Here is a 23,944-nt window from a genome sequence, read left to right on the forward strand (position 1 = left end):
TGGTACACAAATCAAAAAATCTGGTGGGACACTTTTGCGACACTCAGCACCAGATGTAAAAAAGCCACCCTGTAAAGAGTGGCTTAATACACTGATAAATCAGTAAAAATTTGGTGGCCCCTACTGGACTTGAACCAGTGACCAAGCGATTATGAGTCGCGTGCTCTAACCAACTGAGCTAAGGGGCCGAAGTGGGTGAGATTATACTGCCAGTTGCCTGCGGGGTCTAGCGTTTCTTGTCTATCTGACTGTTTTATGAGCGGAATATTGCCTGTCAAAAATGATTTCTGAACATCAATTGTGTAAATGAATTATTGCTTGTCCGGTAATGAATAAGCATAAAAAAAGGCGCCGTTAAACGGCGCCTGATAATGCTCTGACCCTGAAGCGGATTATTCGTCCAGGAAGCTGCGTAACACTTCAGAACGGCTCGGGTGGCGCAGTTTGCGCAGTGCCTTCGCTTCAATCTGACGGATACGTTCGCGGGTAACGTCAAACTGTTTACCCACTTCTTCCAGCGTGTGGTCAGTATTCATATCAATACCGAAACGCATACGCAGAACTTTCGCTTCACGCGGGGTCAGGCCGGCCAGCACTTCGTGAGTCGCGGAACGCAGGCTCTCTGAGGTGGCTGAATCCAGCGGCAGCTCGAGGGTGGTATCCTCGATGAAATCCCCTAAGTGCGAATCTTCATCATCACCAATCGGCGTTTCCATTGAGATTGGCTCTTTGGCGATTTTCAGCACTTTGCGGATCTTATCTTCCGGCATCAGCATCCGCTCTGCCAGTTCTTCCGGTGACGGCTCACGGCCCATCTCCTGAAGCATCTGACGGGAGATACGGTTGAGTTTGTTGATAGTCTCAATCATATGCACCGGGATACGGATAGTACGTGCCTGGTCCGCGATAGAGCGGGTAATCGCCTGACGGATCCACCAGGTGGCATAGGTCGAGAACTTATAACCGCGACGGTATTCAAATTTATCAACCGCTTTCATCAGACCGATGTTACCTTCCTGAATCAGATCCAGGAACTGCAGGCCACGGTTGGTGTATTTTTTCGCGATAGAGATAACCAGACGTAAGTTCGCCTCAACCATCTCTTTTTTCGCACGGCGGGCTTTCGCTTCACCGATAGACATGCGGCGGTTAATATCTTTGACCTGTTCAATGGTCAGGCCGGTTTCTTCTTCAATCTGACGCAGACGTTGCAGGCTGCGTTCAATTTCTTCCGCGACATCCTGCAGTTTTTCAGACCACGGTTTGTTCATCGCGACAGCAGCAGTAAACCAGGAATCACTGGTTTCATTGCCGGTGAACAGGGTAATGAAGTTTTTCTTCGGCATTTTGCTCTGCTCAACGCAGAGTTTCATGATATAGCGTTCCTGCTGACGGACACGATCCATCATTTCACGCATGTTGTTGACCAGATGGTCAAACTGCTTCGGAACTAAACGGAACTCTTTGAAAACTTCAGAGAGCTGCTGAATTTCCGCATTGGTATTCGGGTGGTCGCGGCCGTGAATTTTAATCTGCTGACGCGCTTTTTCATGCTGCACACGCAGCGCTTCGAATTTCTGACGAGCCAGTTCAGGATCGATGCTGTTATCGTCATCGCTGTCACTGTCTTCTTCTTCGTCTTCGTCTTCGTCGTCGTCATCTTTGTTTAATTCTTCGGCCGGCAGCTCAGAACCGATGTTGGTTGCGGTTGGTGCCAGATCTTCTTCCGCGTTCGGGTCAACAAAGCCGGTAATCAGGTCAGAAAGACGGACTTCGCCTGCTTCAACGCGGTCGTACTGATCGAGTAAATACGTGATTGCCTCAGGATATTCAGCAACGGAACACTGAACCTGATTGATGCCATCTTCGATGCGCTTGGCAATGTCAATTTCGCCTTCGCGGGTCAACAGTTCTACCGTCCCCATTTCACGCATATACATACGTACAGGGTCAGTGGTCCGGCCAATTTCCGATTCTACACTTGAGAGGACTTGTGCTGCAGCTTCGGCTGCATCATCATCGGTGTCTGTTGAATTCTCTGCCAGCATCAGATCATCAGCATCAGGTGCTTCTTCCATTACCTGAATGCCCATGTCATTGATCATCTGGATAATATCTTCGATCTGATCAGAATCGACGATATCTTCAGGCAGATGGTCATTGACTTCAGCATAGGTCAGATAGCCTTGCTCCTTACCACGGGTGACAAGAAGTTTCAGCTGTGACTGCGGGTTTTGCTCCATAAGACGGTATCCACACTTCTGAGTATTTAGGTTTGTGTTGGTCGGCAAAACAACTTAGCCAGCAACAATAACAATCAAGGATTTCTTTTCTTCGGCCATGAACCTTGGTGACATGGCATGCAGGGCTGTTCCTGCTGTCTGCGGCACTTAAGCCGTTATATTCATCATAGTTTAATAATAATACTTATTGCCGGACCCGCACGAGAAGACTCACTTCATTGCGCTCTTCAGGGGTCAGACCTTCTGTCCGCTCTTTGGCGATCAGGAAGTTAAATCTGTCATTGAGAGCAGATACCACCAGATGATTTAAGGCATCTTTGAAGGTTTTTTCTGCTATCTCATCTATCTCTATATCGTTCCATCCGGCCAGTTTTTCAAGCTGTGGCGCTAATTTATTATCACGGTAGTGTTCCAGTAACTGACCGGTGGTCAGCCCGGGCTGTGATAAACAGGTATCAATCAGCTCCCTGAATAATGAAAAACCGGCAATACGGCTGGTATCAATGGATTCCAGCGGCGGCACTAATTGTGCAAACTGCGGATTCTGCACCAGCAGGGCAATCAGGATCCGCATGGTGGTCGGTTTCAGTTTCGGTGCCTGATAACCGGGACTGTTCTCACTCTGGCGGACCGCCTGTTTGAGCTGTGTAATATCCGGTAGTCCGAGTAAATTGCCCAGATCCTGCAATAAAAACGCCTGTTGCGCTTCACCCGGCACGCGGCTTATCAGAGGCATCGCCAGGGCATTCAGCTTGCTGCGCCCCTCCGGGGTGCTCATATCCACCTGGCGCAGCAGGGTATCGAACAGAAACTGAGACAGACTGTGTGCCTCATTCTGCCGCTGCTCGAAGGCTTCACGGCCTTCGCGGCGCACCAGTGAATCCGGATCGTCGCCGTCCGGTAAAAACATAAAACGAAGCTGCCGCCCGTCATTAAGATGGGGAAGAGCAGTTTCGAGTGCCCGCCAGGCGGCTTCACGTCCGGCGCGGTCTCCGTCATAACAACAAATTATGGTATCAGATGTCCGATAGAGCAACTGTATGTGCTCTGCCGTTGTCGATGTCCCGAGTGAGGCCACCGCATAATCAATACCGAACTGTGCCAGGGCAACCACATCCATATAACCTTCCACCACAAGGATGCGGGACAGTTCGCGGTTATTCTGCTGGGCTTCATACAGCCCGAATAACTGGCGGCCCTTATGAAAAATATCGGTTTCCGGTGAGTTCAGGTATTTCGGCAGTGCGTCATCAAGAACACGTCCGCCGAAAGCAATTACCCGGCCGCGCCGGTCACGGATAGGAAACATCACACGTTCCCGGAAGCGGTCATAGCAGCGGCCGTTATCATTGACCACTAACATGCCGGCATCCAGCAACTGCTGACGATCATCCTCACTGCGGGCAAAGCGTTTGAGGACGTTGTCCCATCCGGCGGGGGCATAGCCGATTGCAAACCGGCTGATAATTTCCTGACTCAGACCCCGGCGGTTCAGGTACTCACGGGCATGACCGGCGTTATCGGCCTGTAATGCGTGGCGGTAAAAACTGTCCAGTTTTTCCATCAGCTGATACAGGTTCTGACGCTGATGTTTTTCTATCTGGCTGCTGCCGCTTCCGGTTTCATAAGGAACATCCAGCCCGTGCATTGCTGCTAATTCTTCGATCGCCTCGACAAACTCGAGCCGGTCATAATTAATTAAAAAATCAATAGCATTGCCGTGGGCACCACAGCCGAAGCAGTGGTAAAACTGTTTATCGCTGCTGACTGTAAAAGAGGGAGTTTTTTCGTTGTGGAAAGGACAACACGCCTGGTGATTTTTACCGTGTTTTTTCAGCGGCACCCTGACATCGATCAGATCGATGATATCGGTTCTCGCTAATAAGTCGTTGATAAATGTGCGTGGAATGCGCCCGGCCATAACCCCTTTTTCGCCTGTCTGATAACGATAATAAGCCGCGCTTCCTTCCGGAAACACGGCCATTAACTGCAACTACTGCGGTCTGACTAAGTTGCGGCGCGGCCGCAGCGATTAGTACAGACGAGTGCGACGTGCGTTTTCGCGAGCCAGTTTCTTAGCGTGACGCTTAACAGCAGATGCTTTAGCGCGTTTACGTACAGTCGTTGGTTTTTCATAAAACTCACGACGACGTACTTCAGCTAATACGCCTGCTTTTTCGCAGGAACGTTTGAAACGACGCAGTGCAACGTCAAATGGCTCGTTTTCACGTACTTTAATTACCGGCATGTGCCTCTCACCTCAATAAATAGGTCTGTACTGGCGTTATGCCAGTTGTCTTTAAAATGGTGCGGAATTTTACTTCAATGTGACCCACGTTGTAAAGTGCTGTGGATAATCAGACAGAGAAATACCCCGGATTTGGTCCGGTGTTACCGCCGGGACCGGATCCGCACACCCGACAGGGGTTTTACAGAGGGTGCAGATTATAGCGGATATGCGGCGATTTGTCAGCAACAGAAATCCGCTATGCAGGGGAAAAGTGTGTGGATAACTGTGTTCATCCTGTGAATAAGCGGTTTTTGCTGAATAAAAATACGACAGAAAAGCCCCGTATTTCACCTTAATACCTGTCAGCAAGCCATTATGGTGATACACTGCACTCTTTGCGGAGACGGATTTGCTTCCTGCTGTCCGCCGCCAGTCCCGTCAGTTTTTGTTCCAGCGAGTTAAGTCCCATGCGAGTGTTAGGCATTGAAACGTCCTGCGATGAAACCGGAATCGCAATTTATGATGATGAAGCCGGTTTGCTGGCTAATCAGTTATACAGTCAGATCAAAGTCCACGCGGATTACGGCGGTGTGGTGCCGGAACTGGCATCCCGTGACCATATCCGGAAAACGGTGCCGCTGATTCAGGCCGCACTGAAAGAAGCCGGTCTGACGGCACAGGATATTGATGCGGTGGCCTATACCGCAGGACCGGGGCTGGTCGGGGCGCTGATGGTCGGGGCAACAGTCGGCCGTGCACTGGCGTTTTCATGGGGAGTCCCGGCGGTGCCGGTTCACCATATGGAAGGCCATCTGCTGGCTCCCATGCTGGAAGAACATCAGCCGGAATTTCCGTTTGTCGCGCTGCTGGTCTCCGGCGGCCACACGCAGTTAATCAGTGTAACCGGTATCGGTGAATACACGCTGCTGGGTGAATCTATCGATGATGCAGCCGGGGAAGCCTTTGATAAAACAGCCAAATTACTGGGTCTGGATTATCCCGGCGGGCCTGCACTGTCACGCATGGCAGCACAGGGCACGCCGGGACGTTTTACCTTCCCGCGTCCGATGACTGACCGGCCGGGGCTGGATTTCAGCTTCTCCGGGCTGAAAACCTTTGCCGCCAATACCATTCATCAGAATGATGATTCAGACCAGACCAAAGCGGATATCGCCCGTGCTTTTGAAGATGCGGTCGTGGATACGCTGGTGATCAAATGCAAACGCGCGCTGGAGCAGACCGGCTTTAAACGGCTGGTGATGGCAGGCGGCGTGAGTGCAAACCGCACGCTGCGCGAACGCATGGCGCAGACACTGCAAAAACTGGGCGGAGAAGCGTTCTATGCCCGCCCTGAACTGTGCACGGATAATGGCGCGATGATTGCGCTGGCCGGGATGATCCGCTTCAAAGGCGGTATGCGCAGTGAATTAGGTGTGACCGTCCGTCCGCGCTGGCCGCTGGCTGAGTTACCGCCGCTGGGCAAATAATTTCCTGACACAAAAAAGGCGCTTCAGCGCCTTTTTTTAATCTTCTTTTTCCTGCTCTTTCGCTTCCTGGATTATCTCTTTATCCGTTTTGGCCCGCTTTTTCTTCAGCTTCTGCCAGATGCGGCTTTCCTGTCCGCGCCACAACCGCTGAATATTGTCATGATGGCGGATCAGCACCAGACAGGAGAGCATGGCAACCGGGAAGGTAAACTCCGGTTTGAACCACCAGACATAAAACGGTGCCACCAGCGCACTGACAATCGCGCCTAATGATGAGTAACCACTCAGCAGCACGGTCAGCAGCCAGGTTCCGGCGACCAGTCCGGTCAGATCCCAGCCGATGGCGGCAATCGAACCAAATGCCGTTGCCACGCCTTTTCCGCCTTTAAAGTGGAAAAATACCGGATAAATATGGCCTAAACAGGCGGCAATGGCGATAATGCCGAGGTAAAAATACGGTATTTGCAGGAGGTAGGCGAGCCAGACCGGCAGCATACCCTTGAGAACGTCGCAGATAAGGACACCGGCAGCCGCCAGTTTGCCGCCGATTCGCAGCACGTTGGTTGCCCCCGGGTTTCCGGAGCCGTGATGCCGCGGATCCGGCAGTCCCGCAAGACGGCAGATCAGGATCGCACTGGAAATTGATCCCAGCAGATAAGCGAAGATGATCATACCAAGCGCGATTCCACTCATGCTTCTCTCCTGACAGACGGTAAATTACAGTTATTGGCCTCCATGGATAATACGCATATTTCATGGGAAGTGATATCCGATGAGCATAAAAAAACGGGGTAATTGCGGATGGATGTTGTTTTTATTAAGAAACTTGTTGTTTTTACAACGATTGGTGCTTACGACTGGGAAAAGAATATTACGCAGAAATTAGTGCTCGATATCGAAATGCACTGGGATAACAAACGCGCATCTGAGAGTGACGATGTGGAACATTGTCTCGATTATGCCAGCGTCAGCACTGCGATTCTGGATTATGTGCAGACAAGACAGTTCGCTCTGGTGGAACGTGTGGCGGAAGAAGTGGCGTCATTACTGCTGACTGAGTTTGCCACCCCCCGGGTTCGTATCCGCGTGGCCAAACCGGGTGCGGTGGCACAGGCCGAAGAAGTGGGTGTCATGATTGAACGAAGTGCGGCCTGATGTTGTCATAATGCCGTCAGCGGAACTGTCATAAAAGCACTGAGGGTGTCATGAAATTGTCACACTTGCGTCATATGCTGTTCTCCGTATCCGGCATTCCCACGTCCGGGAGTGCCTTATTTTATCTGCCATACAGGGCGTTATATGGGCGATATCACAAGTTTACTGCATGCATTGATTCTCGGGGTTGTTGAAGGATTAACCGAATTTCTGCCGGTGTCATCAACCGGTCATATGATTATTGTTGCTGAGCTTATCGGCTTTACCGGCGATAAAGCAAAAACGTTTGAAGTGGTTATCCAGCTCGGTTCCATTCTGGCAGTGGTTTTCCTGTTCTGGCGGCGGATGTTTGCCCTTATCGGCATTCACTTCGGCCGGGTTCCTCATGAAGGACAGACTCAGGGAAAACTGAATTTACTCCACATTATTATTGCGATGTTACCGGCGGTGGTTCTCGGTTTGCTGCTGCGGGATCAGATTAAGTCTCTGTTTAATCCGGTGAATGTGATGTACGCACTGGTTGCGGGCGGTATCCTGCTGATTGTGGCGGAAGTCTTTAAGCCGAAGAAGGTGCAGGCCACTGGTCTTGATGACATCAGCTACCGTCAGGCGTTTGCCATCGGCTGTTTCCAGTGCCTGGCACTGTGGCCGGGATTCTCCCGCTCGGGTGCCACCATCTCCGGTGGTATGCTGATGGGGATTAACCGTTACACCGCGTCAGAGTTTTCCTTTATTCTGGCCGTACCGATGATGATGGGCGCGACAGCACTGGATTTATACAAAAGCTGGCATTTCCTGAGCAGCTCGGATATTCCGATGTTTGCGGTCGGTTTCCTGGCGGCGTTTATTGTGGCGCTGATTGCCATGAAAACCTTTCTGTCACTGATTAAACGTATCTCCTTTATCCCGTTTGCTATCTACCGCTTTATTGTGGCTGCTGCCGTTTACGTGGTGTTTGTCCACTGAGTTTCGCGTAAACACATCACTCTTTGCGCAGGGAAAATCCATCTGACCTGCGCAAAGTCAAAGCGGGCACTCCGCAGATTTGCTACTAATATAATTAATAACGGATACATAAAAGCCGGTAATGGTTTACCGGCTTTTATGTGTAATATTTTATTTATGTTGACTGCCCGACACAGCGTGATCAGATGCTCCGCACCTGTCACGAGTCTGACCACAATGCCGCGCCGGAGCCAATAAATCGAGCAGGAGTCAGGATTATGTGCAGCACATGCGGTTGCAGCGAAGGAAACGTGCAGATTGAAGGTCACAGCCACGACCACCACGGCCATGATCACCATCATCATGAACATGACAACCATTCCCGCCCCGTCATCATTCATCACCACCACTATCATCATAACGGCGATGTGAATCATTATTATTATGACGGACGTGAAGCCGGTGAAGAGCATGCTCACGGACACAGTCATGAGCACAGCCATTCTCATGAGCACGAACATCATCATTCACATGATCATGAACACGACCATGACCACGCAGCGGCCTTTGAACCGGTAATTGATAAAGACAATATGCATTACGGGATGGGCGAAGCGGGCACACACGCGCCGGGCCTGACCCAGAAACGGATGGTACAGATTGAGATGGGGGTGCTGGATAAAAACAACCAAATCGCCGTCCATAACCGCGAACATTTACAGGAGCAGGGCATTCTGGCGCTGAACCTGGTATCCAGTCCCGGCTCCGGCAAAACCACATTACTGACCCGCACACTCAATTACCTGAAAGACAAAGTCCCTTGTGCCGTGATTGAAGGCGATCAGCAAACCACCAATGATGCTGAACGGATCCGCGCAACCGGCGTACCGGCGATTCAGGTCAATACCGGCAAAGGGTGTCACCTGGATGCGCAGATGGTGCATGACGCTATGCATCACCTCGGACTGAAAGATAACAGCCTGTTATTTATCGAAAACGTCGGTAACCTGGTCTGCCCGGCCGGCTTTGATCTGGGTGAACAGCATAAGGTGGCCATTCTGTCAGTGACAGAAGGGGAAGATAAACCACTGAAATATCCGCATATGTTTGCTGCCGCAGACCTGATGCTGATTAACAAAATCGACCTGCTGCCGTATGTGAATGTCAATATTGAAGCCTGTGTGAATGCGGCACGCCGTGTGAATCCTGACATCGATGTCATTGTTCTGTCAGCCACTACCGGTGAAGGAATGGATGAATGGGTTGCCTGGTTACAGGAGCGCCTGAGCAAGGTGAATCAGCAGCGTGGTGCGGCGGAATAAGGGATTTTTATGCGTTTTGTTGATGAGTTCCGTGATCCTGCTCTGGCAGAAAAACTGCTGGCACAGATCCGGGAAGAGATGGTGTCGTGGCCGCATCCGCTGAAACAGCCTTTGCAGATTATGGAAGTGTGCGGCGGCCATACTCACGCCATCTTTAAATTCGGGCTGGATAAACTGCTGCCTGATTCAGTGGAATTTGTTCACGGACCGGGTTGCCCGGTCTGTGTGCTGCCGATGGGGCGTATTGATGCCTGTCTGGAAATCGCGGCCCGTCCGGGCGTGATTTTCTGCACTTTCGGGGATGCCATGCGCGTACCCGGACGCGGCGGCTCACTGCTGGATGCCCGCCGTCACGGCAGCGACATCCGCATTGTCTATTCCCCGCTGGATGCGCTGACTATTGCCCGTGATAATCCGGATAAAGAGGTTGTTTTCTTCGGGCTCGGTTTTGAAACCACCATGCCGGGCACGGCGGCCACCTTACAACTGGCGAAAAAAACCGGACTGAAAAACTTCACCGTTTTTTGTCAGCACATCACCATTATCCCGACCCTGCGCACACTCCTGGAACAAAAAGATGTGTTTATCGACGGCTTTATCGCACCGGGGCACGTCAGTATGGTGATTGGCTGCACGCCGTATCAGCCGCTGTGTGATGAATTTTCCAAACCGTTTGTGGTGACCGGCTTTGAGCCGCTGGATCTGCTGACGGCTATTCTGATGGTTGTCCGCCAGCTGAAAAAACAGGCGCAGGACAAACATGCGCCGATGGTGGTGGAAAATCAGTACAGCCGCATTGTACCGGAGCAGGGCAACCTGCTGGCACAGAAAGCGCTGGCGGAAGTCTTTGAACTGAAAGCCAGCAGTGAATGGCGCGGGCTCGGCAATATCGCGGACTCCGGTATTCAGCTGACACCGGCTTACCATGAATTTGATGCTGAACGCCGCTTCCGGCCACAGCCGCAGTCTGTTGCCGATAACCCGCAGGCGCGTTGCGGGGATGTATTAACAGGCCGCTGCAAACCGGCGGACTGTCCGCTGTTCGGCAACGCATGCACTCCGGAAACGGCGCTCGGTGCACTGATGGTCTCCTCTGAAGGGGCATGCGCAGCTTATTATCAGTACCGGCGCGGAGAATAACATGAAACCTATTACTGAAATCACCCTGGCCCAGGGCAACGGCGGACAGGGGATGCAGCAACTGATTGACTCCCTGTTTTTGCAGGCATTTTCCAATCCGTATCTGAATGAAAAAGAAGATCAGGCACGAATACCACTGGCGGAATTACAGGCCGCCGGTGATCGTCTGGCGTTCAGCACCGACAGCTATGTCATTGATCCGATTATTTTTCCCGGCGGCAATATCGGCAAACTGGCCGTGTGCGGCACAGCGAATGATCTGTCTGTCGGTGGCGCAATCCCGCGCTACCTCTCCTGCGGATTTATCCTTGAGGAGGGGTTGTCGTTTGACATTCTCTCTCAGCTGGTCAGCAGCATGGCGGAAGCCGCAAAAGCCAATGGTATTCAGATTGTGACCGGTGACACCAAAGTGGTGCCGCGCGGTGCGGCAGACAAAGTGTTTATCAATACCGCCGGAATCGGCGTGATCCCGCATCAGCTGAATTGGGCAGCAGCACAATGCCGTCCGGGGGATAAAATTATTGTCAGCGGCACACTGGGTGATCACGGTGCGGCGATCCTCAATCTGCGCGAGAACCTCGGGCTGGATGCTGATCTGCGCAGTGACTGTGCGGTTCTTGAGCCGATGCTTGCACCTTTGCGGGCGATTGACGGCATCAGAGCTGTCCGTGATGCCACCCGCGGCGGTGTCACCGCTATCCTGCATGAATTTGCCGATGCTTCGCAGTGCGGTATGAATATCGAAGAACAGAAACTGCCGCTGAAAACCGCAGTACGTGGTGTGTGCGAGCTGCTGGGACTGGAGGCACTCAATTTTGCCAATGAAGGTAAGGTCGTGATTGTTACAGCTCCGGAAGCCGAAGACGCCGTGCTGGCGGCCCTCCGTAACAGCCCGCTGGGACAGGACGCCTGTACTATCGGGCAGGTAACAGAGGCAAAACAGGTGAAAGTGCAGGGGATTTTCGGCGCGACCAGGCTGCTGGATCTTCCGTATAACGAGCCGCTGCCCCGCATCTGCTGATCTGCGAATCTGCGTCATCCTCCGGCCTGTGGCTGTGTTGGCTTCGTTCGGCTACCCCGGTCACATACTGGTGTATGCTCCCGGGGATATCCTCACTTCGCCGCCTTGCCACAAACCGGATGATTTAGCAGATTGATTTTTCTGTTTTCTGTTTTTAACAGAGTTGAAGTACATGAGGGGTTAACCGGCAAAAAAAGGAAAGCGTCAAGCGCCAGGGATGGCGCGATCCGAGCGAACAAGGATGTGTCAGCGTCTTTCCGCTTTGCCGGTTATCCCGCTGCCCGAATCTGAAAGAAGATGGTTTGATGTTTTATTCTTTTCGGCACACAGTGAGTATTCAGAAGACCTGACCGGTAAAAAAAAGAAAGCATAAAGCGCCGGGGACATGCCAGTATTTTTAAAAATATTAATAAGCGAATTATCTTATACAGGAGTATGATTCTCCGGTGGATCACATATAAAGATCCTACTGGTACACACGTACTCCGACATCGATTCCCGACGCTGTCGGGATTTTTTTGGTAAAAAAATGAACTGGTCTACATTTAAATCAACGTATCTTGTCAGGTTCTGGCAGCCGTTGCCCGCAGTGATCGCCGCCGGCATCTTATCCGCATACTACTTCGGATTAACAGGCACATTCTGGGCGGTCACCGGAGAGTTTACGCGCTGGGGCGGACACATTCTGCAACTGTTCGGCGCTCATCCGGAAAACTGGGGGTATTTTAAGGTGATCGGTTTGCAGGGCTCGCCCCTGGATCGTATCGACGGCATGATGATTATCGGCATGTTTGCCGGTTGTATCGCCGCTGCCTTATGGGCTAACAACGTCAAAATCCGCCTTCCGCAACACAAAATCCGTATCTGGCAGGCCGTTATCGGCGGCATTATCGCCGGTTTCGGGGCACGTCTTGCAATGGGGTGTAACCTGGCGGCCTTCTTTACCGGTATCCCGCAATTCTCTCTGCATGCCTGGTTCTTTGCACTGGCAACCGCCGCAGGCTCTTACTTCGGCGCGAAATTCACACTGCTGCCGATGTTCCGCATTCCGGTCAAACTGCAAAAAGTCAGCAAAGCCTCACCGCTGACACAGGATTTGCAGCGGGCGAAACGCCGTTTTCGTCTCGGTATGCTGATCTTCCTGCTGTGTGTCACCTGGTCTCTGTTCACGCTGTTCAAATCCCCGAAACTCGGCATGGCGATGCTGTTTGGTATCGGGTTTGGTCTGCTGATTGAGCGGGCGCAAATCTGCTTTACCTCCGCATTCCGTGATGTCTGGATCACCGGGCGTACCCAGATGGCGAAAGCGATTATCCTTGGTATGGCGGTCAGTGCCATCGGCATCTACAGCTATGTGCAACTGGGCGCAGAGCCGAAAATCTTCTGGGCCGGTCCTAACGCTGTGATTGGCGGGTTGTTGTTCGGCTTCGGTATTGTGCTGGCAGGTGGTTGTGAAACCGGCTGGATGTACCGTGCCGTGGAAGGTCAGGTGCATTTCTGGTGGGTCGGTCTGGGCAATATTATCGGCGCGACGATCCTGGCCTATTACTGGGATTCCGTGGCACCGTGGCTGGCGACTGACTACGACAAAGTCAACCTGCTGGATACCTTCGGCCCGGCCGGTGGTCTGCTGGTTACTTACGGATTACTCGCCTTTGCCTTTATCCTGTTACTGATGTGGGAGAAACGCTTCTTCCGCCGGAAAAACCAGGCTGACGCTGTCGCCGCTGCCGCACACTGAGGAGCACACCATGAATACCGAAAATACTGCAATTGTGCCGGATTACCGGCTGGATATGGTTGGTGAGCCATGCCCGTATCCGGCAGTGGCGACCCTTGAAGCCATGCCGTCACTGAAACCCGGGGAGATCCTGGAAGTGGTGAGTGACTGCCCGCAATCCATCAACAATATCCCGCTGGATGCCAAAAACCACGGATATACCGTGTTATCCATCCAGCAGGACGGGCCGACAATCCGCTATCTGATACAGAAATAATGCGGTTCCGGGCACCGGTTATCCGCCGGTGTCCGTCATCGTTTCAGTAATGCCACTGCAGCACGGATCCGTGCCTGTACCGGGTAATCCGGTGCCGGTGGTGCCAGTTTCAGAGCAATCTGGCGCAGTGGTTCTGCCATTACCATCGATAACAGCAAATCACTGGTTTGTGCTGTATCCGGCAGAGACAGAAACCCCTGATGACGGGACAACCATTCTGTCAGCAGCGCACGTCCGCGCTCAATACCGCCGGCCTGATAGCGGATCAGCAATAACTCCCGGCCGGGAAACTCACTGCTCAGCAGACAAAATAATCCCGCCGCCTCAGCACTGAGCACCTTGTGGCTCATGATGGTCAGGTTGTTTTCAAGCAGCTGATAAAATTCATCTTTAGTCTTTGCATCCTGCATAAACAGCGGCACAAAGGAATCCGTCCAGCCGCGCACTATCTGCTCCGCCAGATCTTCCCGGTTATCAGCAAACCGGTACAACGTCTTTTTGGAGACACCCGCCTGTTTTGCCACTGCATCCATCGTCATCGAGGAATATCCCTGTGATAACAAAAGGCTAAGTGATGCCTCGCGGATTTTTGCAATCAGTTCTTCTTCCGGAACAACCGGACGGCCACGTCCGCGGGATTCTGTGGCTGGTTCATTATTAGCCATACGTGCGATCCTCAATTGACAAATGCCCGTTACGGGACAATATTAATTAGGAAATGAATTTCGTTTCCTAATTATGGAGTATACGTCATGTCAGCGAAAAAACAAAATTTACCCCGGGCACCGGATGATATTAACCAGTTATTATCTCCTGAACCACTGTGGATGGAAATGGGCCTGGAACGCAGCGAAGAAGGGCTGCTGACGGTGTCTGTCAGAACCGACCTGCACGGTTGTAAAGGGCGGATGCTGGAGTGGTGGTTCACGTTTTTTGAAACCACGCAGCATATCCGCTGGTGGCACCCGCATGATCATGTGGCACATCACGGCTGGGATTCCGTCTGGAAAAAAGGGGAAAATTATATCGGGGCGACAATCCGCGCGGTTGAGTCTCTCGGGTCGATCCCGCCGGTCGGCGCGACACTGAAATTCAACGATGCACAGGATTTCTTTGATGCGGATAAACTGGCCGCCGCGCGGCAGACTCATCAGATTTCCGGTGCTGTTTGCGCCCATATCGGGTTCGGGGATGATGTGAAAACCGATACGCTGGGTTACCCGATCGACGGAAAAATGCTGCATATAACTTATGATACAGAGTTCGGATGTGTGCTGCGCAGCCGGTTTTTACTCGGAGCGTCACTGGCGGATCCGCTGACGGAACTGCCGGATGAGATTGGTTTCGGGCTGATGAAGCACTGCTATAACGAGTTTACTTACTTGTCCCGTTTTCTGCCGTCGCTCTATTACGGCGAGCACGGTAATGATGAAAAAGCGCCGCTGCCGTGGGCATAACAGCGGGTATCCGCGGGAGCCTGTTACCGGGCTTCCCGCAGATCTTGTTTTCAGTGTTCCGCTTCACCGCCGAGGGCGGCAATGGTATTGCTGATCAGCGCACTCAGTTCGCCGGTCATCAGGACAAAATCAGCATCAAACCGCTGAGCAAAATCCTCGCGGTCGATATCTTCATTTTTGTCTTTTAAATCATCACTGTATTTCAGGCGTTTAAAGGAGCCGTCATCAGACATCAGGAACTGAATACGTTCTTCCCAGTCCAGTGCCAGTTTAGTGACACATTTTCCGGCTTCAATGCAGGTGGCGATTTCGTCTGATACCAGATCCTGTTTCTTACAGCGGATCACGCCACCGTCTTCCAGAATGGCTTTCAGTTCAGCTTCATCCATCAGGGCAAAACCGGCTGGTAAATCACCGGAGCGCACCCATTCGGTCAGCGTCAGTTCAATCGGATCTTTGGTGGTCAGCGGGATCACCGGCAGAGAGCCGAGTGTTTTACGCAGCAGGGCGAGGTTATCTTCCGCCCGTTTGGCGCTGGCCGCATCGACGATAATCAGGCCGCGTTCCGCATCAATCCAGATGGCGGTCTGGCTGAAACGGCTGAAAGCACGCGGCAGCAGTGCGTGAACCACTTCATCTTTCAGGGAATCTTTTTCCGTTTTCTTCAGTTTGCGGTGCTGCTCATGTTCCAGCTTTTCAATTTTCGCCTGTAATTCCTGTTTAATCACCGGCGATGGCAGCATTTTTTCTTCTTTTTTGGCACAGATAAGGATCTGTTTACCGGCAGCGTGAGTCAGCGCATCACCCCGGGAGCCCATCGGCGAAACCCAGCCGGTTTTCATCATATCCTGACTGCCGCACGGCGTGAATGCCATGTGTTCCAGCTGTTTTTCCAGCTCATCGGCAGACAGCGGAAACGGCGAGCTAAGGCGGTAAACGAGTATATTTTTAAACCACATCGGACAGTCCTGTTTTATGATGCGCGGTCATTGCGCGGTGAGAATTTCATTCCGCTATGATAGCGGATCTTACCGCGTTGCTCTAATGCCTTCGCGCGGAAACTTGATTGTCAGGCCGCTGCCCTGCATTATCAGAAGCATGAAAGACAGAGCGTAAATCCACAGCAGAAGGGGACAGTATGCGGATCGGTATTGATTTGGGCGGCACCAAAATTGAAGTGATCGCACTCAGTAATGAGGGGCAGGAATTATTCCGTAAACGGACGGATACGCCGCGTTTTGACTATCAGCAAACATTACAGGCGATTGCCGGGCTGGTTCACGATGCGGAAACCGCCACCGGAGAGACCGGCACTGTCGGAGTGGGGATCCCGGGAACACTGTCGCCTGTCACCGGACGGGTAAAAAATGCCAACTCGGTCTGGCTTAACGGTCAGCCGTTTGATACGGATCTCAGTGCATTACTGCAACGGGAAGTGCGGGTGGCAAATGATGCCAATTGCCTGGCGGTCTCCGAAGCGGTTGATGGTGCAGGCGCCGGGTTTCCGGTCGTTTTCGCAGTGATTATCGGTACCGGCTGCGGTGCGGGAATTGCCCTGAACGGACAGGTTCACAGCGGTGGTAACGGTGTGGCCGGGGAGTGGGGACATAACCCGCTGCCGTGGCAGGATGAAGCCGACCGGCTGTTTAAAGGAATGGCGGATTGCTATTGCGGCAAACAGGGCTGTACCGAATTGTTTATCTCCGGCACTGGTTTCATGGCTGATTATACCGCGCTGACCGGTGAGGTCTGCAAAGGTGCGGAGATCATACGTCGTTTGTCACAGGGTGACTTACCGGCTGAACAGGTGATGGTAAATTATGAGCAGCGGCTGGCAAAAGCGCTCGGCCAGGTCGTGAATATGCTGGACCCGGATGTGATTGTGCTGGGCGGCGGGATGAGTAACGTCGATCGCCTGTATCAGACAGTACCGGCATTGATGCGCTCCCGTGTTTTCGGCGGTGAGTGCGATACACCGATCCGCAAAGCGGTGCACGGCGACTCCAGTGGTGTCCGTGGTGCGGCCTGGTTGTGGCCGAAAGCCTGATAAAAAAAGCCCGCACAGGGCGGGCAAAGGCATATTTTAACACGATAACAGAAGGTAATTGCGGCGCTTTATGACAGGTAAAGCGCCTGATGCGTCCGGGAACAGTTGCGTTTAATACGCGGCGGAGTCCGGAAGATTAGTTGAAGATTCTGAAGCGGCTTTCATCATCCATAAAGGCTTTTTCGCCGGCTTCCTGTTCAATGGAACCGAACACTAACTGTGCGCGCAGTTTCCAGTCAGCCGGGATATTCCAGGCTTTGCTGACCTGCTCATCAATCACCGGGTTGTAGTGCTGCAGGGATGCGCCGATATTCTCTTCGGACAGTGCAGTCCAGACGGCAAACTGTGCGATACCGCTGGCCTGTTCAGACCAGATCGGGAAGTTATCCGCATACAGTGCGAATTGTTCCTGTAAGCCTTTGACAACGGACTGGTCTTCAAAGAACAGCACAGTACCGGCACCGGACAGGAAGGCATTATCAATTTTACCTTCGGTCGCGGCAAATGCGTCTGCCGGAACAATGGCGCGCAGTGTATCTTTCACGATATTCCACAGTTTTTTGTGGTTCTCACCAAACAGTACCACGACGCGGGATGATTGTGAGTTAAACGCAGTCGGGCTGTGTTTCACGGCTTCTTTGATGAGCGCGGCGATACGATCCTGAGAAACAGGCAGATTATTACCAAGGCTGTAAATTGTTCTGCGTTTTTTAATTAACTCGATAAATGAATTAGACATGTTACTCTCCGTTAAATTTTTTGTCGGAAAAACCGGTTTCCGCGCTCTCTTCAGTTCATGATGAACAGCATATAAGCAATGAATCAAAAAACATACCGAAAATATTTAACCTTATGTTTCAAAAAATTCGGCCAACAGAAAAATTTTCAATAAATATCATTGAATTAATCATTGTGTGCTGACGGCGTGAAAATATCACGCCGCTGTAACACGATATTCCGGCGACAATTTACTGATCCCGAGTCCGTTCATTTTTCTGACAGAGATCTGTACCGCGATACGTTCTTTCATGGCTTCAATATGGCTGATAACGCCGATAGTTTTCCCGGTGGCATTCAGGTTATCGAGTGCATCCAGCGCGATATCGAGAGTCTCCTGATCCAGCGTGCCGAAGCCTTCATCGAGGAACAGAGATTCAATCTGTGTCTTATGACTGACGAGATCAGATAAGGCCAGTGCGAGCGCCAGACTGACCAGGAACGTTTCCCCGCCGGAGAGGGTTTTGGTATCACGCTGAGTGTCTGCCTGCCAGGTATCGGTGATTTGCAGCTCCAGGCTGTCTGCCGTTTTGCGCTGCAACACATAGCGGCCATGCAGTTTCTCCAGCCGCCGGTTCGCCAGGTGGATCAGATAATCCAGCGTCAGTCCCTGAGCAAAGCGGCTGAATTTGGCACCATCGGCAGAGCCTATCAGCATGTTGAGGCGGCTGCGGTCGGTGACATCCTGCTGATGCCGGGTGATCTGATCCAGTAAATCACGCTGCTGTACCCGCAGATTGTCATCCGCCGTCAGCCGTCCGCGCAGTTCCCCCTGACGGCTGCTCAGTTCCCGCAGTTGCTGTGCGGCGGCGGTATGTAATTCTGTCAGCTGTTGCCGGGACTGTTCACGGAACGGCTCCGGTTGTGCCGAAAGATGCTGATCCAGCGCGGCTTTGGCATCCCCGAGACTGGTGGCGGCTTTCAGCTGAGCCTGGTTAAGTGCGGTTTCCAGCGTCTGTAGCTGCTGATGTTCCTCTTCACTGAGCAGGGCGGCGAGGAAATCAGCCTCACCGGTAAACGGGCTTTCTGCCAGTTGCTGCTGAAAAATCTGCTGATTTCGGCTGTGTTGTTCCTGCACATCCAGAATCTGCTGCTGCAGCCGTTTTTCTTCCCCCCGGAGTCCGGCGAGGTTTTGTTGCAGGCTGTCGCGCTGCTGTGTCAGAGTTTTCAGGCGGCTTTCCGTTTCCTGCTGCTGATGAAGCAGTTTCTGTAATTCTGTGCTGATATTTTTATCACCGAACAGCGCCCGGCGTTGTTCCGTGACGGCTTTGTGCTGTTGTTGCAGTGCAGCCAGTGCGGCGGACTGTTCTGCCAGTTGTGTGGTCAGTTTTGCCTGCTGAGCCTCCAGATTTTGCTGCTGTGTGGTCAGTTCCGCGAGTTGCTGTGCATTTTGCTGTATCAGTTGTTCATTTGCGGCGAACTGATCACTTTCCTGCTGACGCTGCGCCAGCCACTCAGTGGTTTCTGCCGGTGAAGGAATAGTGTAACCAAAGGCGGTTACTGTTTGTGTCAGCGAGGTTTCCAGTGTTTGTTGTTGCTGGTGAAGCTGTGTCAGCCGGGCTGCCCGTTCACTCTGCTGCTGTGTCAGGAACTGCTGTTCCTGACTGTTGCGCTGTAATGCCTGTGACAGCCGTTCACACTCCGCCTCTTCCGTCTGTAACCGGTTTTGCAGTGTTAATACCTGAGTTTCCAGGGCGCGGCGGGCTTCCTGAGCCTGCTGTTGCTGCTGATACATCCCGTCATAGTGCTGAGTGATGTCATTCAGTGATGCCGGGGAATCTGTCAGGGAGTCAAATTCACCCTCAAGACAGATTTTCTGCCATTGTGCGGTATGGGCCGCGAGGGTCTCTCCGGTTTCCTGCAGCGTACTGCTCAGTTTTTCGTATTGTGTGCGGGTGAAAGTCAGCTGAGATTGTTTCGCTGCCAGTGTTTTTTCCGCCTCTCTGATAGTGTGTGTCAGTGCTTCCAGACGCTGTGCGGTTTCATCCGGTGCTACCTGCTGATAGTCTGTGACCGACGGATGATCGGTACTACCGCACAAAGGACAGGGCTCTCCGGCCTGTAAACGCTGACGCTCCGACTCCAGCCGGACAATGGTTTGCTCCAGCTGATAACGGGCTGTCAGGTCACGCAGATGTGTCTGCTGGTCGGTCAGAACCGGTTCCTGATGTGCAATCCAGTCTGTCAGCGTTTTAATTTCTTCCTGAGAGGCATGCTGTTGTTGCAGAAGATTTTCCCTGTTACGGGTCAGCAGGGTGATTTCCGGTGCCAGAGATGCCAGCTTTTGCAGTAATCCGAGCTTTTCACCGGTCTGTTGCAGTTGTGTGGTTAACTGCGGATCCGGTTTAGTCTGCCGTGCCTGCTGTAATGTGGTCTGTAAGGCGGTCAGTTCTGTTTTCAGCGGCAGAACAGACTGATTGCGGACAGCCAGTTTATCTGTCATTTCTGTGTGTGCTGCGGTCAGTGACTGTTGCTGAACCTCCCCCGCCTGCTGCTGTTCTGTCAGTGCAAAAATCTGAGTCCGGTATTCCTGCCGGGTGTGCAGCTCATGCCGCCACTGAGCAATTGCTGACGGAAGTTGTGCTTTCTGCACATTTTCCTGTCTGAATTGTGTGCTGCGCGCATAACTGTCACGGGTTTGCGCCAGTTGTTGCTGAAGTTGTGCTGACTGGTTTTGCAGTGCCTGTTGTTCCTGCAACTGTGCCTGATATTGCTGTTTCAGTGCATCAGACTGGCTGTTGAGCAACTGCAGCCGGTTATCCAGCGGCCTGATTTCGTTCTCTGCCAGTGTTTCCAGTTGCTGATACTGCTGTTTCAGCCCGGTGAGTAACTGTTGCTGCTCCTCACACTGACTGCTCAGCGGCTGCAGCGAGCGGGTGGTACTCTCTGTTGTTTGTGCCAGTTCCTGCATGCGGGCGGTCAGCTGTGTACTTAAGGCGACACTGTTCTGCTCCGCCTCTCTGGCCGGACGCAGTTTTTCCGCAGGTTTGGCGCGGGCAAGGCGGTCAATTTGCGGCCGGGCATCCTGTATCTGCTGCATAACAGCGGCATGCTGCTGTTGCCGCTGTTCTGTTTCTGTATTCAGTGTGTCGCGGTGCTGCCACCATTGCAGTGCGGTCTGTAACTGTGTCTGGCGGATAAGCTGAGCCTGCTCGTCTGTCTGCAGTGTGGTCAGTTCAGCCTGGCACACGAGCCGTTCATCATCTGTCATCAGCCGGATAGCGCCGGTCTGCGCTTCCAGCAGAGACAACGCCTGTTGCGCGGCTTTGTAGTCTTCATAAACCTGGCGGGAAATCAGCCGGTAAATTTCCGTGCCGGTCAGTTCTTCCAGCAAATCTGCCCGTTCATTATCATCGGCATTCAGAAAGGCAGCAAAATTCCCCTGTGATAACAGCACAGAACGGGTAAAACGGGCAAAATCCAGGCCTGTGATCTCAATAATGCTCTCCCTGACCTGAGTCAGTTTGTCAGAGAGGATTTTTCCGGTGGCGCACTCAGCCAGTTCGGCTTTCGGCGGCTGAAGATTACCGTCGGCTTTATCTCTGGCGCGCCGCTGGCTCCAGAACGCGCGGTATGCTTTTCCTTTGACGGAAAATTCCACTTCGGCCAGACATTCCGCTGTATGGCGGGTCATCACATCATTCTGGGATGCGGATGTTTTTACGCGCGGAGTTTCATGGTAGAGCGCGAGACAGATGGCATCGAGTAACGTGGTTTTTCCGGCGCCGGTCGGGCCGGTGATGGCAAACAGTCCGTTTCCGGCAAAGGGTTCTGCCGTAAAATCAATTTTCCATTCGCCCTGCAGTGAATTGATATTTTTAAACCGTAATGTCAGGATCTTCATTCACTTTTTCCTTTCCGGCTGTCTGTACGGGTATTGTTTTTTCTGCTGATACCGGTACTGGTTTCACTGCTGTCACTCTCTGTCCGGTCACGAATTTGCTCACAAACGCGGCGGAAAAGGGTGGTGAGACGCGGAATATCCTCTTCTTCGGTATCACTGAGTGCCAGACGCCGGGCAAAAACATCGTCCGGAGTCAGCTCATTCAGGGTTTCACGCAGGGCTTCGCTGTTGTCTGCGGTTATCTGCCTGCGCTCACGCCGCAGCAGGATCACTTCTGCGGCCAGCGGCTCTGTCAGTGCCTGAATGCGTTTCTGAATATCCGGCAGGTAATCCCGCCCGGCGATTTCGATGTCCAGCCAGACCGGCTGTGTATGTTCATCACGGGGCGAAAACTGTTCAAGCGCCTGACTGATGGCATCCAGATCGCCTTTCAGGCAGACCATCGGCTGAAAACAGGGAACCGGCACCGTATCAATCGCCGTAATGCTGTTGTTATCCAGTGTGAGCAGAAAAACACTTTTTTCCTGGCCGGATTCATCAAAACTGAGCGGGACGGGGGAACCGCTGTAACGGATGGTGCCGCTGTCACCGATGGACTGTGCGCGGTGAATATGCCCGAGGGCAATGTAGTCCGCAGGCGGAAACGCACCGGCCGGGAAGGCATCCAGTGTGCCGATATAAATATCACGGACAGATTCTGAGGTTTTGGCTCCGACTGTTGTCAGGTGACCTGTCATAATGATCGGAACTTCCGCGCCCAGTTCACTCCGTTTTGCCACCGCTCTGTCATAAAGGGACTGATAATGTGTCTGTATGGCGGTCAGCAGCGCCAGTTGTTTCTCTGCTTCGGATTGTCCGGCCTGACTTTCCAGAATATCGCGCGGCCGCAGAAACGGCACAGCACAGACAATCGCGCCGGGCTTATTCTGCTTATTATAAAGCACGATCAGATCCCGCGCCGGATCCGGCCGGGCAATCACATCCGCATTCAGGCAGGCCATCAGTTCGCGGGATTCATTCAGTGTGGCAACGGCATCATGATTACCGGCAAGCACAATCAGATGACAGCCGGTCTGTTGCAGTTGTGCAACAAAACGGTTATACAACTCACGGGCGTAACTCGGCGGGGAGGCGGTATCAAACACATCTCCGGCGACAATCAGGGCATCTGCCTGCTGTTCTTTTATCAGGTTTATCAGCCAGTCTGAAAACTGCAGATGTTCCTGTAACCGGTTTTTAGTGTAAAAATATTGTCCGAGATGCCAGTCTGATGTGTGAATGATTTTCATATATACGGTTATTCCTGCCGGGCGAACTGAATGCGCATTGCGTTAGGCGGTTTACTGAAAACAGAGTATAACGGAAATCAGGCGGTAAAAATAAATATTGGATGAATATCCAGTATATTACGATCTGACACGCATTTTGTGTGTAGTATGTCAGTTTAATGACATTATCTTTGCGGTGCAGGCTGAGGTATCGGCTGATATTCATAAATCTGTCACAAAAGTGACGCATAATCGCGGCACTGTCTGATGAAATGAAATTAACGGTAAACAGGGAACGCCATGGCAAGACGAATTTTAGTCGTTGAAGATGAAGCACCTATCCGTGAAATGGTCTGTTTTGTACTGGAGCAGAATGGCTATCAGCCTATCGAGGCCGATGATTATGATGCGGCCATTGCCCGGCTGGTGGAGCCTTTCCCTGATCTTGTCCTGCTGGACTGGATGATCCCGGGCGGTTCCGGTATTCAGGTTATCAAACATATGAAACGGGACAGTCAGCTGCGGGAAATTCCGGTGATGATGCTGACGGCGCGCGGTGAAGAGGAAGACCGTGTCAAAGGTCTGGAAACCGGCGCGGATGATTATCTGACCAAACCCTTCTCACCGAAAGAGTTAGTGGCCCGTGTTAAAGCGATTCTGCGGCGCATCTCCCCGATGGTGGCAGATGATCTTATCGCCATGAACGGCCTGACACTCGACCCGGCATCCCACCGCGTAACCAGTAATGAGAATCCGCTGGAAATGGGGCCGACCGAATTCAAACTGCTGCACTTCTTTATGACTCATCCGGAGCGGGTTTACAGCCGTGAACAGCTGCTCAACTATGTCTGGGGCGAGAACGTCTATGTTGAGGACCGTACGGTGGATGTGCATATCCGCCGCCTGCGCAAAGCGCTGGAAGCGGACGGACACGATAAAATGATACAGACAGTCCGGGGAACGGGTTACCGCTTCTCTGTCCGTTACTGATAATAATGTTAAACCGCAAGA

20 protein-coding genes and 1 tRNA gene are annotated in these 23,944 nt (G+C 52.4%); 11 read left to right on the forward strand and 10 right to left on the reverse strand.

The annotated features are described in order from the left end of the window. Positions 1-111 precede the first annotated feature (111 nt). From ACSBQN_RS01130 to rpsU, 4 genes are all read right to left on the reverse strand, one after another. Positions 112-188, reverse strand: a tRNA-Ile gene (locus tag ACSBQN_RS01130). A 204-nt stretch (positions 189-392) separates the two neighbouring features. After that, on the reverse strand, positions 393-2,291 hold the full coding sequence (gene rpoD / locus ACSBQN_RS01135; protein WP_228001084.1) for an RNA polymerase sigma factor RpoD: 1,899 nt from the start codon (positions 2,289-2,291) through the stop codon (positions 393-395). 136 nt (positions 2,292-2,427) lie between these two features. Next, entirely contained in the window at positions 2,428-4,164 is a 1,737-nt protein-coding gene (gene dnaG, locus ACSBQN_RS01140; RefSeq protein WP_024474555.1) for a DNA primase, read from the reverse strand. Positions 4,165-4,275: 111 nt separating this feature from the next. After that, on the reverse strand, positions 4,276-4,491 hold the full coding sequence (rpsU, locus tag ACSBQN_RS01145) for a 30S ribosomal protein S21 (RefSeq protein WP_004240446.1): 216 nt from the start codon (positions 4,489-4,491) through the stop codon (positions 4,276-4,278). Between the two features lie 449 nt (positions 4,492-4,940). On the opposite strand from rpsU, the gene tsaD reads away from it, so the two are divergent. Further along, entirely contained in the window at positions 4,941-5,960 is a 1,020-nt protein-coding gene (tsaD, locus tag ACSBQN_RS01150) for a tRNA (adenosine(37)-N6)-threonylcarbamoyltransferase complex transferase subunit TsaD (protein WP_024474557.1), read from the forward strand. Between the two features lie 36 nt (positions 5,961-5,996). Here tsaD and plsY read toward each other — a convergent pair whose 3' ends face one another. Beyond that, positions 5,997-6,653, reverse strand: coding sequence for a glycerol-3-phosphate 1-O-acyltransferase PlsY (gene plsY / locus ACSBQN_RS01155; protein ID WP_004240442.1), 657 nt, complete (start codon positions 6,651-6,653; stop codon positions 5,997-5,999). 108 nt (positions 6,654-6,761) lie between these two features. Between plsY and folB the strand changes: the two genes are divergently transcribed. The 7 genes from folB to yedF all read left to right on the forward strand — a co-directional run bounded on the left by folB (position 6,762) and on the right by yedF (position 13,540). Continuing rightward, positions 6,762-7,115 carry a dihydroneopterin aldolase gene (gene folB / locus ACSBQN_RS01160; protein ID WP_024474558.1) on the forward strand — a complete coding sequence of 118 codons (354 nt, stop codon included), beginning with the start codon at positions 6,762-6,764 and terminating at the stop codon, positions 7,113-7,115. Between the two features lie 144 nt (positions 7,116-7,259). After that, the gene (gene bacA / locus ACSBQN_RS01165) at positions 7,260-8,081 is read left to right on the forward strand and encodes an undecaprenyl-diphosphate phosphatase (protein WP_024474559.1); all 822 of its coding nucleotides are present in this window, start codon (positions 7,260-7,262) and stop codon (positions 8,079-8,081) included. Positions 8,082-8,338: 257 nt separating this feature from the next. After that, the gene (gene hypB / locus ACSBQN_RS01170; protein WP_024474560.1) at positions 8,339-9,382 is read left to right on the forward strand and encodes a hydrogenase nickel incorporation protein HypB; all 1,044 of its coding nucleotides are present in this window, start codon (positions 8,339-8,341) and stop codon (positions 9,380-9,382) included. 9 nt (positions 9,383-9,391) lie between these two features. Beyond that, a complete protein-coding gene (gene hypD, locus ACSBQN_RS01175) occupies positions 9,392-10,522 on the forward strand; it encodes a hydrogenase formation protein HypD (RefSeq protein WP_024474561.1) in 1,131 nt (376 codons plus the stop codon). A gap of 1 nt (position 10,523) precedes the next feature. Next, on the forward strand, positions 10,524-11,543 hold the full coding sequence (hypE, locus tag ACSBQN_RS01180; protein WP_024474562.1) for a hydrogenase expression/formation protein HypE: 1,020 nt from the start codon (positions 10,524-10,526) through the stop codon (positions 11,541-11,543). A gap of 529 nt (positions 11,544-12,072) precedes the next feature. Next, positions 12,073-13,284, forward strand: coding sequence for a selenium metabolism membrane protein YedE/FdhT (yedE, locus tag ACSBQN_RS01185; protein WP_024474563.1), 1,212 nt, complete (start codon positions 12,073-12,075; stop codon positions 13,282-13,284). A gap of 10 nt (positions 13,285-13,294) precedes the next feature. Then, on the forward strand, positions 13,295-13,540 hold the full coding sequence (gene yedF, locus ACSBQN_RS01190; protein WP_004236405.1) for a sulfurtransferase-like selenium metabolism protein YedF: 246 nt from the start codon (positions 13,295-13,297) through the stop codon (positions 13,538-13,540). Positions 13,541-13,575: 35 nt separating this feature from the next. Here yedF and ACSBQN_RS01195 read toward each other — a convergent pair whose 3' ends face one another. Then, on the reverse strand, positions 13,576-14,205 hold the full coding sequence (locus tag ACSBQN_RS01195) for a TetR/AcrR family transcriptional regulator (RefSeq protein WP_024474564.1): 630 nt from the start codon (positions 14,203-14,205) through the stop codon (positions 13,576-13,578). Positions 14,206-14,292: 87 nt separating this feature from the next. Between ACSBQN_RS01195 and ACSBQN_RS01200 the strand changes: the two genes are divergently transcribed. After that, positions 14,293-14,997 carry a DAPG hydrolase family protein gene (locus ACSBQN_RS01200; RefSeq protein ID WP_062771872.1) on the forward strand — a complete coding sequence of 235 codons (705 nt, stop codon included), beginning with the start codon at positions 14,293-14,295 and terminating at the stop codon, positions 14,995-14,997. A 50-nt stretch (positions 14,998-15,047) separates the two neighbouring features. On the opposite strand, the gene rdgC is transcribed toward ACSBQN_RS01200, so the two are convergent. Then, positions 15,048-15,956 carry a recombination-associated protein RdgC gene (rdgC, locus tag ACSBQN_RS01205; RefSeq protein ID WP_024474566.1) on the reverse strand — a complete coding sequence of 303 codons (909 nt, stop codon included), beginning with the start codon at positions 15,954-15,956 and terminating at the stop codon, positions 15,048-15,050. A 179-nt stretch (positions 15,957-16,135) separates the two neighbouring features. Here rdgC and mak point away from each other — a divergent pair, with 179 nt between their 5' ends. Continuing rightward, positions 16,136-17,044, forward strand: a complete 909-nt coding sequence (mak, locus tag ACSBQN_RS01210) for a fructokinase (RefSeq protein ID WP_036408405.1) — start codon at positions 16,136-16,138, stop codon at positions 17,042-17,044. 136 nt (positions 17,045-17,180) lie between these two features. Here mak and ACSBQN_RS01215 read toward each other — a convergent pair whose 3' ends face one another. From ACSBQN_RS01215 to sbcD, 3 genes are all read right to left on the reverse strand, one after another. After that, a complete protein-coding gene (locus ACSBQN_RS01215) occupies positions 17,181-17,783 on the reverse strand; it encodes a nitroreductase family protein (protein WP_024474568.1) in 603 nt (200 codons plus the stop codon). 195 nt (positions 17,784-17,978) lie between these two features. After that, entirely contained in the window at positions 17,979-21,665 is a 3,687-nt protein-coding gene (locus tag ACSBQN_RS01220; protein WP_354633166.1) for an AAA family ATPase, read from the reverse strand. Continuing rightward, a complete protein-coding gene (sbcD, locus tag ACSBQN_RS01225) occupies positions 21,662-22,954 on the reverse strand; it encodes an exonuclease subunit SbcD (protein WP_024474570.1) in 1,293 nt (430 codons plus the stop codon). The genes ACSBQN_RS01220 and sbcD overlap by 4 nt, the downstream gene beginning before the upstream one ends. Before the next feature lie 279 nt (positions 22,955-23,233). Between sbcD and phoB the strand changes: the two genes are divergently transcribed. Beyond that, positions 23,234-23,923: a phosphate regulon transcriptional regulator PhoB gene (phoB, locus tag ACSBQN_RS01230; protein ID WP_024474571.1), complete on the forward strand. Its 690-nt coding sequence runs from the start codon at positions 23,234-23,236 to the stop codon at positions 23,921-23,923. Positions 23,924-23,944: the final 21 nt, after the last annotated feature.

It is taken from the genome of Morganella sp. B601, from assembly GCF_051172335.1.
GTDB classification, from domain to species: Bacteria; Pseudomonadota; Gammaproteobacteria; order Enterobacterales; family Enterobacteriaceae; genus Morganella; species Morganella morganii.

Bases quoted from the DNA above. Each gene is read 5' to 3' on its own strand.
- mak (WP_036408405.1), top strand. From the start codon at position 16,136: ATGCGGATCGGTATTGATTTGGGCGGCACCAAAATTGAAGTGATCGCA.
- hypB (WP_024474560.1), top strand. From the start codon at position 8,339: ATGTGCAGCACATGCGGTTGCAGCGAAGGAAACGTGCAGATTGAAGGT.
- hypE (WP_024474562.1), top strand. From the start codon at position 10,524: ATGAAACCTATTACTGAAATCACCCTGGCCCAGGGCAACGGCGGACAG.
- plsY (WP_004240442.1), bottom strand. From the start codon at position 6,653: ATGAGTGGAATCGCGCTTGGTATGATCATCTTCGCTTATCTGCTGGGA.
- hypD (WP_024474561.1), top strand. From the start codon at position 9,392: ATGCGTTTTGTTGATGAGTTCCGTGATCCTGCTCTGGCAGAAAAACTG.
- ACSBQN_RS01220 (WP_354633166.1), bottom strand. From the start codon at position 21,665: ATGAAGATCCTGACATTACGGTTTAAAAATATCAATTCACTGCAGGGC.
- rdgC (WP_024474566.1), bottom strand. From the start codon at position 15,956: ATGTGGTTTAAAAATATACTCGTTTACCGCCTTAGCTCGCCGTTTCCG.
- ACSBQN_RS01195 (WP_024474564.1), bottom strand. From the start codon at position 14,205: ATGGCTAATAATGAACCAGCCACAGAATCCCGCGGACGTGGCCGTCCG.
- dnaG (WP_024474555.1), bottom strand. From the start codon at position 4,164: ATGGCCGGGCGCATTCCACGCACATTTATCAACGACTTATTAGCGAGA.
- tsaD (WP_024474557.1), top strand. From the start codon at position 4,941: ATGCGAGTGTTAGGCATTGAAACGTCCTGCGATGAAACCGGAATCGCA.
- ACSBQN_RS01215 (WP_024474568.1), bottom strand. From the start codon at position 17,783: ATGTCTAATTCATTTATCGAGTTAATTAAAAAACGCAGAACAATTTAC.
- folB (WP_024474558.1), top strand. From the start codon at position 6,762: ATGGATGTTGTTTTTATTAAGAAACTTGTTGTTTTTACAACGATTGGT.
- ACSBQN_RS01200 (WP_062771872.1), top strand. From the start codon at position 14,293: ATGTCAGCGAAAAAACAAAATTTACCCCGGGCACCGGATGATATTAAC.
- yedE (WP_024474563.1), top strand. From the start codon at position 12,073: ATGAACTGGTCTACATTTAAATCAACGTATCTTGTCAGGTTCTGGCAG.
- rpsU (WP_004240446.1), bottom strand. From the start codon at position 4,491: ATGCCGGTAATTAAAGTACGTGAAAACGAGCCATTTGACGTTGCACTG.
- yedF (WP_004236405.1), top strand. From the start codon at position 13,295: ATGAATACCGAAAATACTGCAATTGTGCCGGATTACCGGCTGGATATG.
- phoB (WP_024474571.1), top strand. From the start codon at position 23,234: ATGGCAAGACGAATTTTAGTCGTTGAAGATGAAGCACCTATCCGTGAA.
- sbcD (WP_024474570.1), bottom strand. From the start codon at position 22,954: ATGAAAATCATTCACACATCAGACTGGCATCTCGGACAATATTTTTAC.
- bacA (WP_024474559.1), top strand. From the start codon at position 7,260: ATGGGCGATATCACAAGTTTACTGCATGCATTGATTCTCGGGGTTGTT.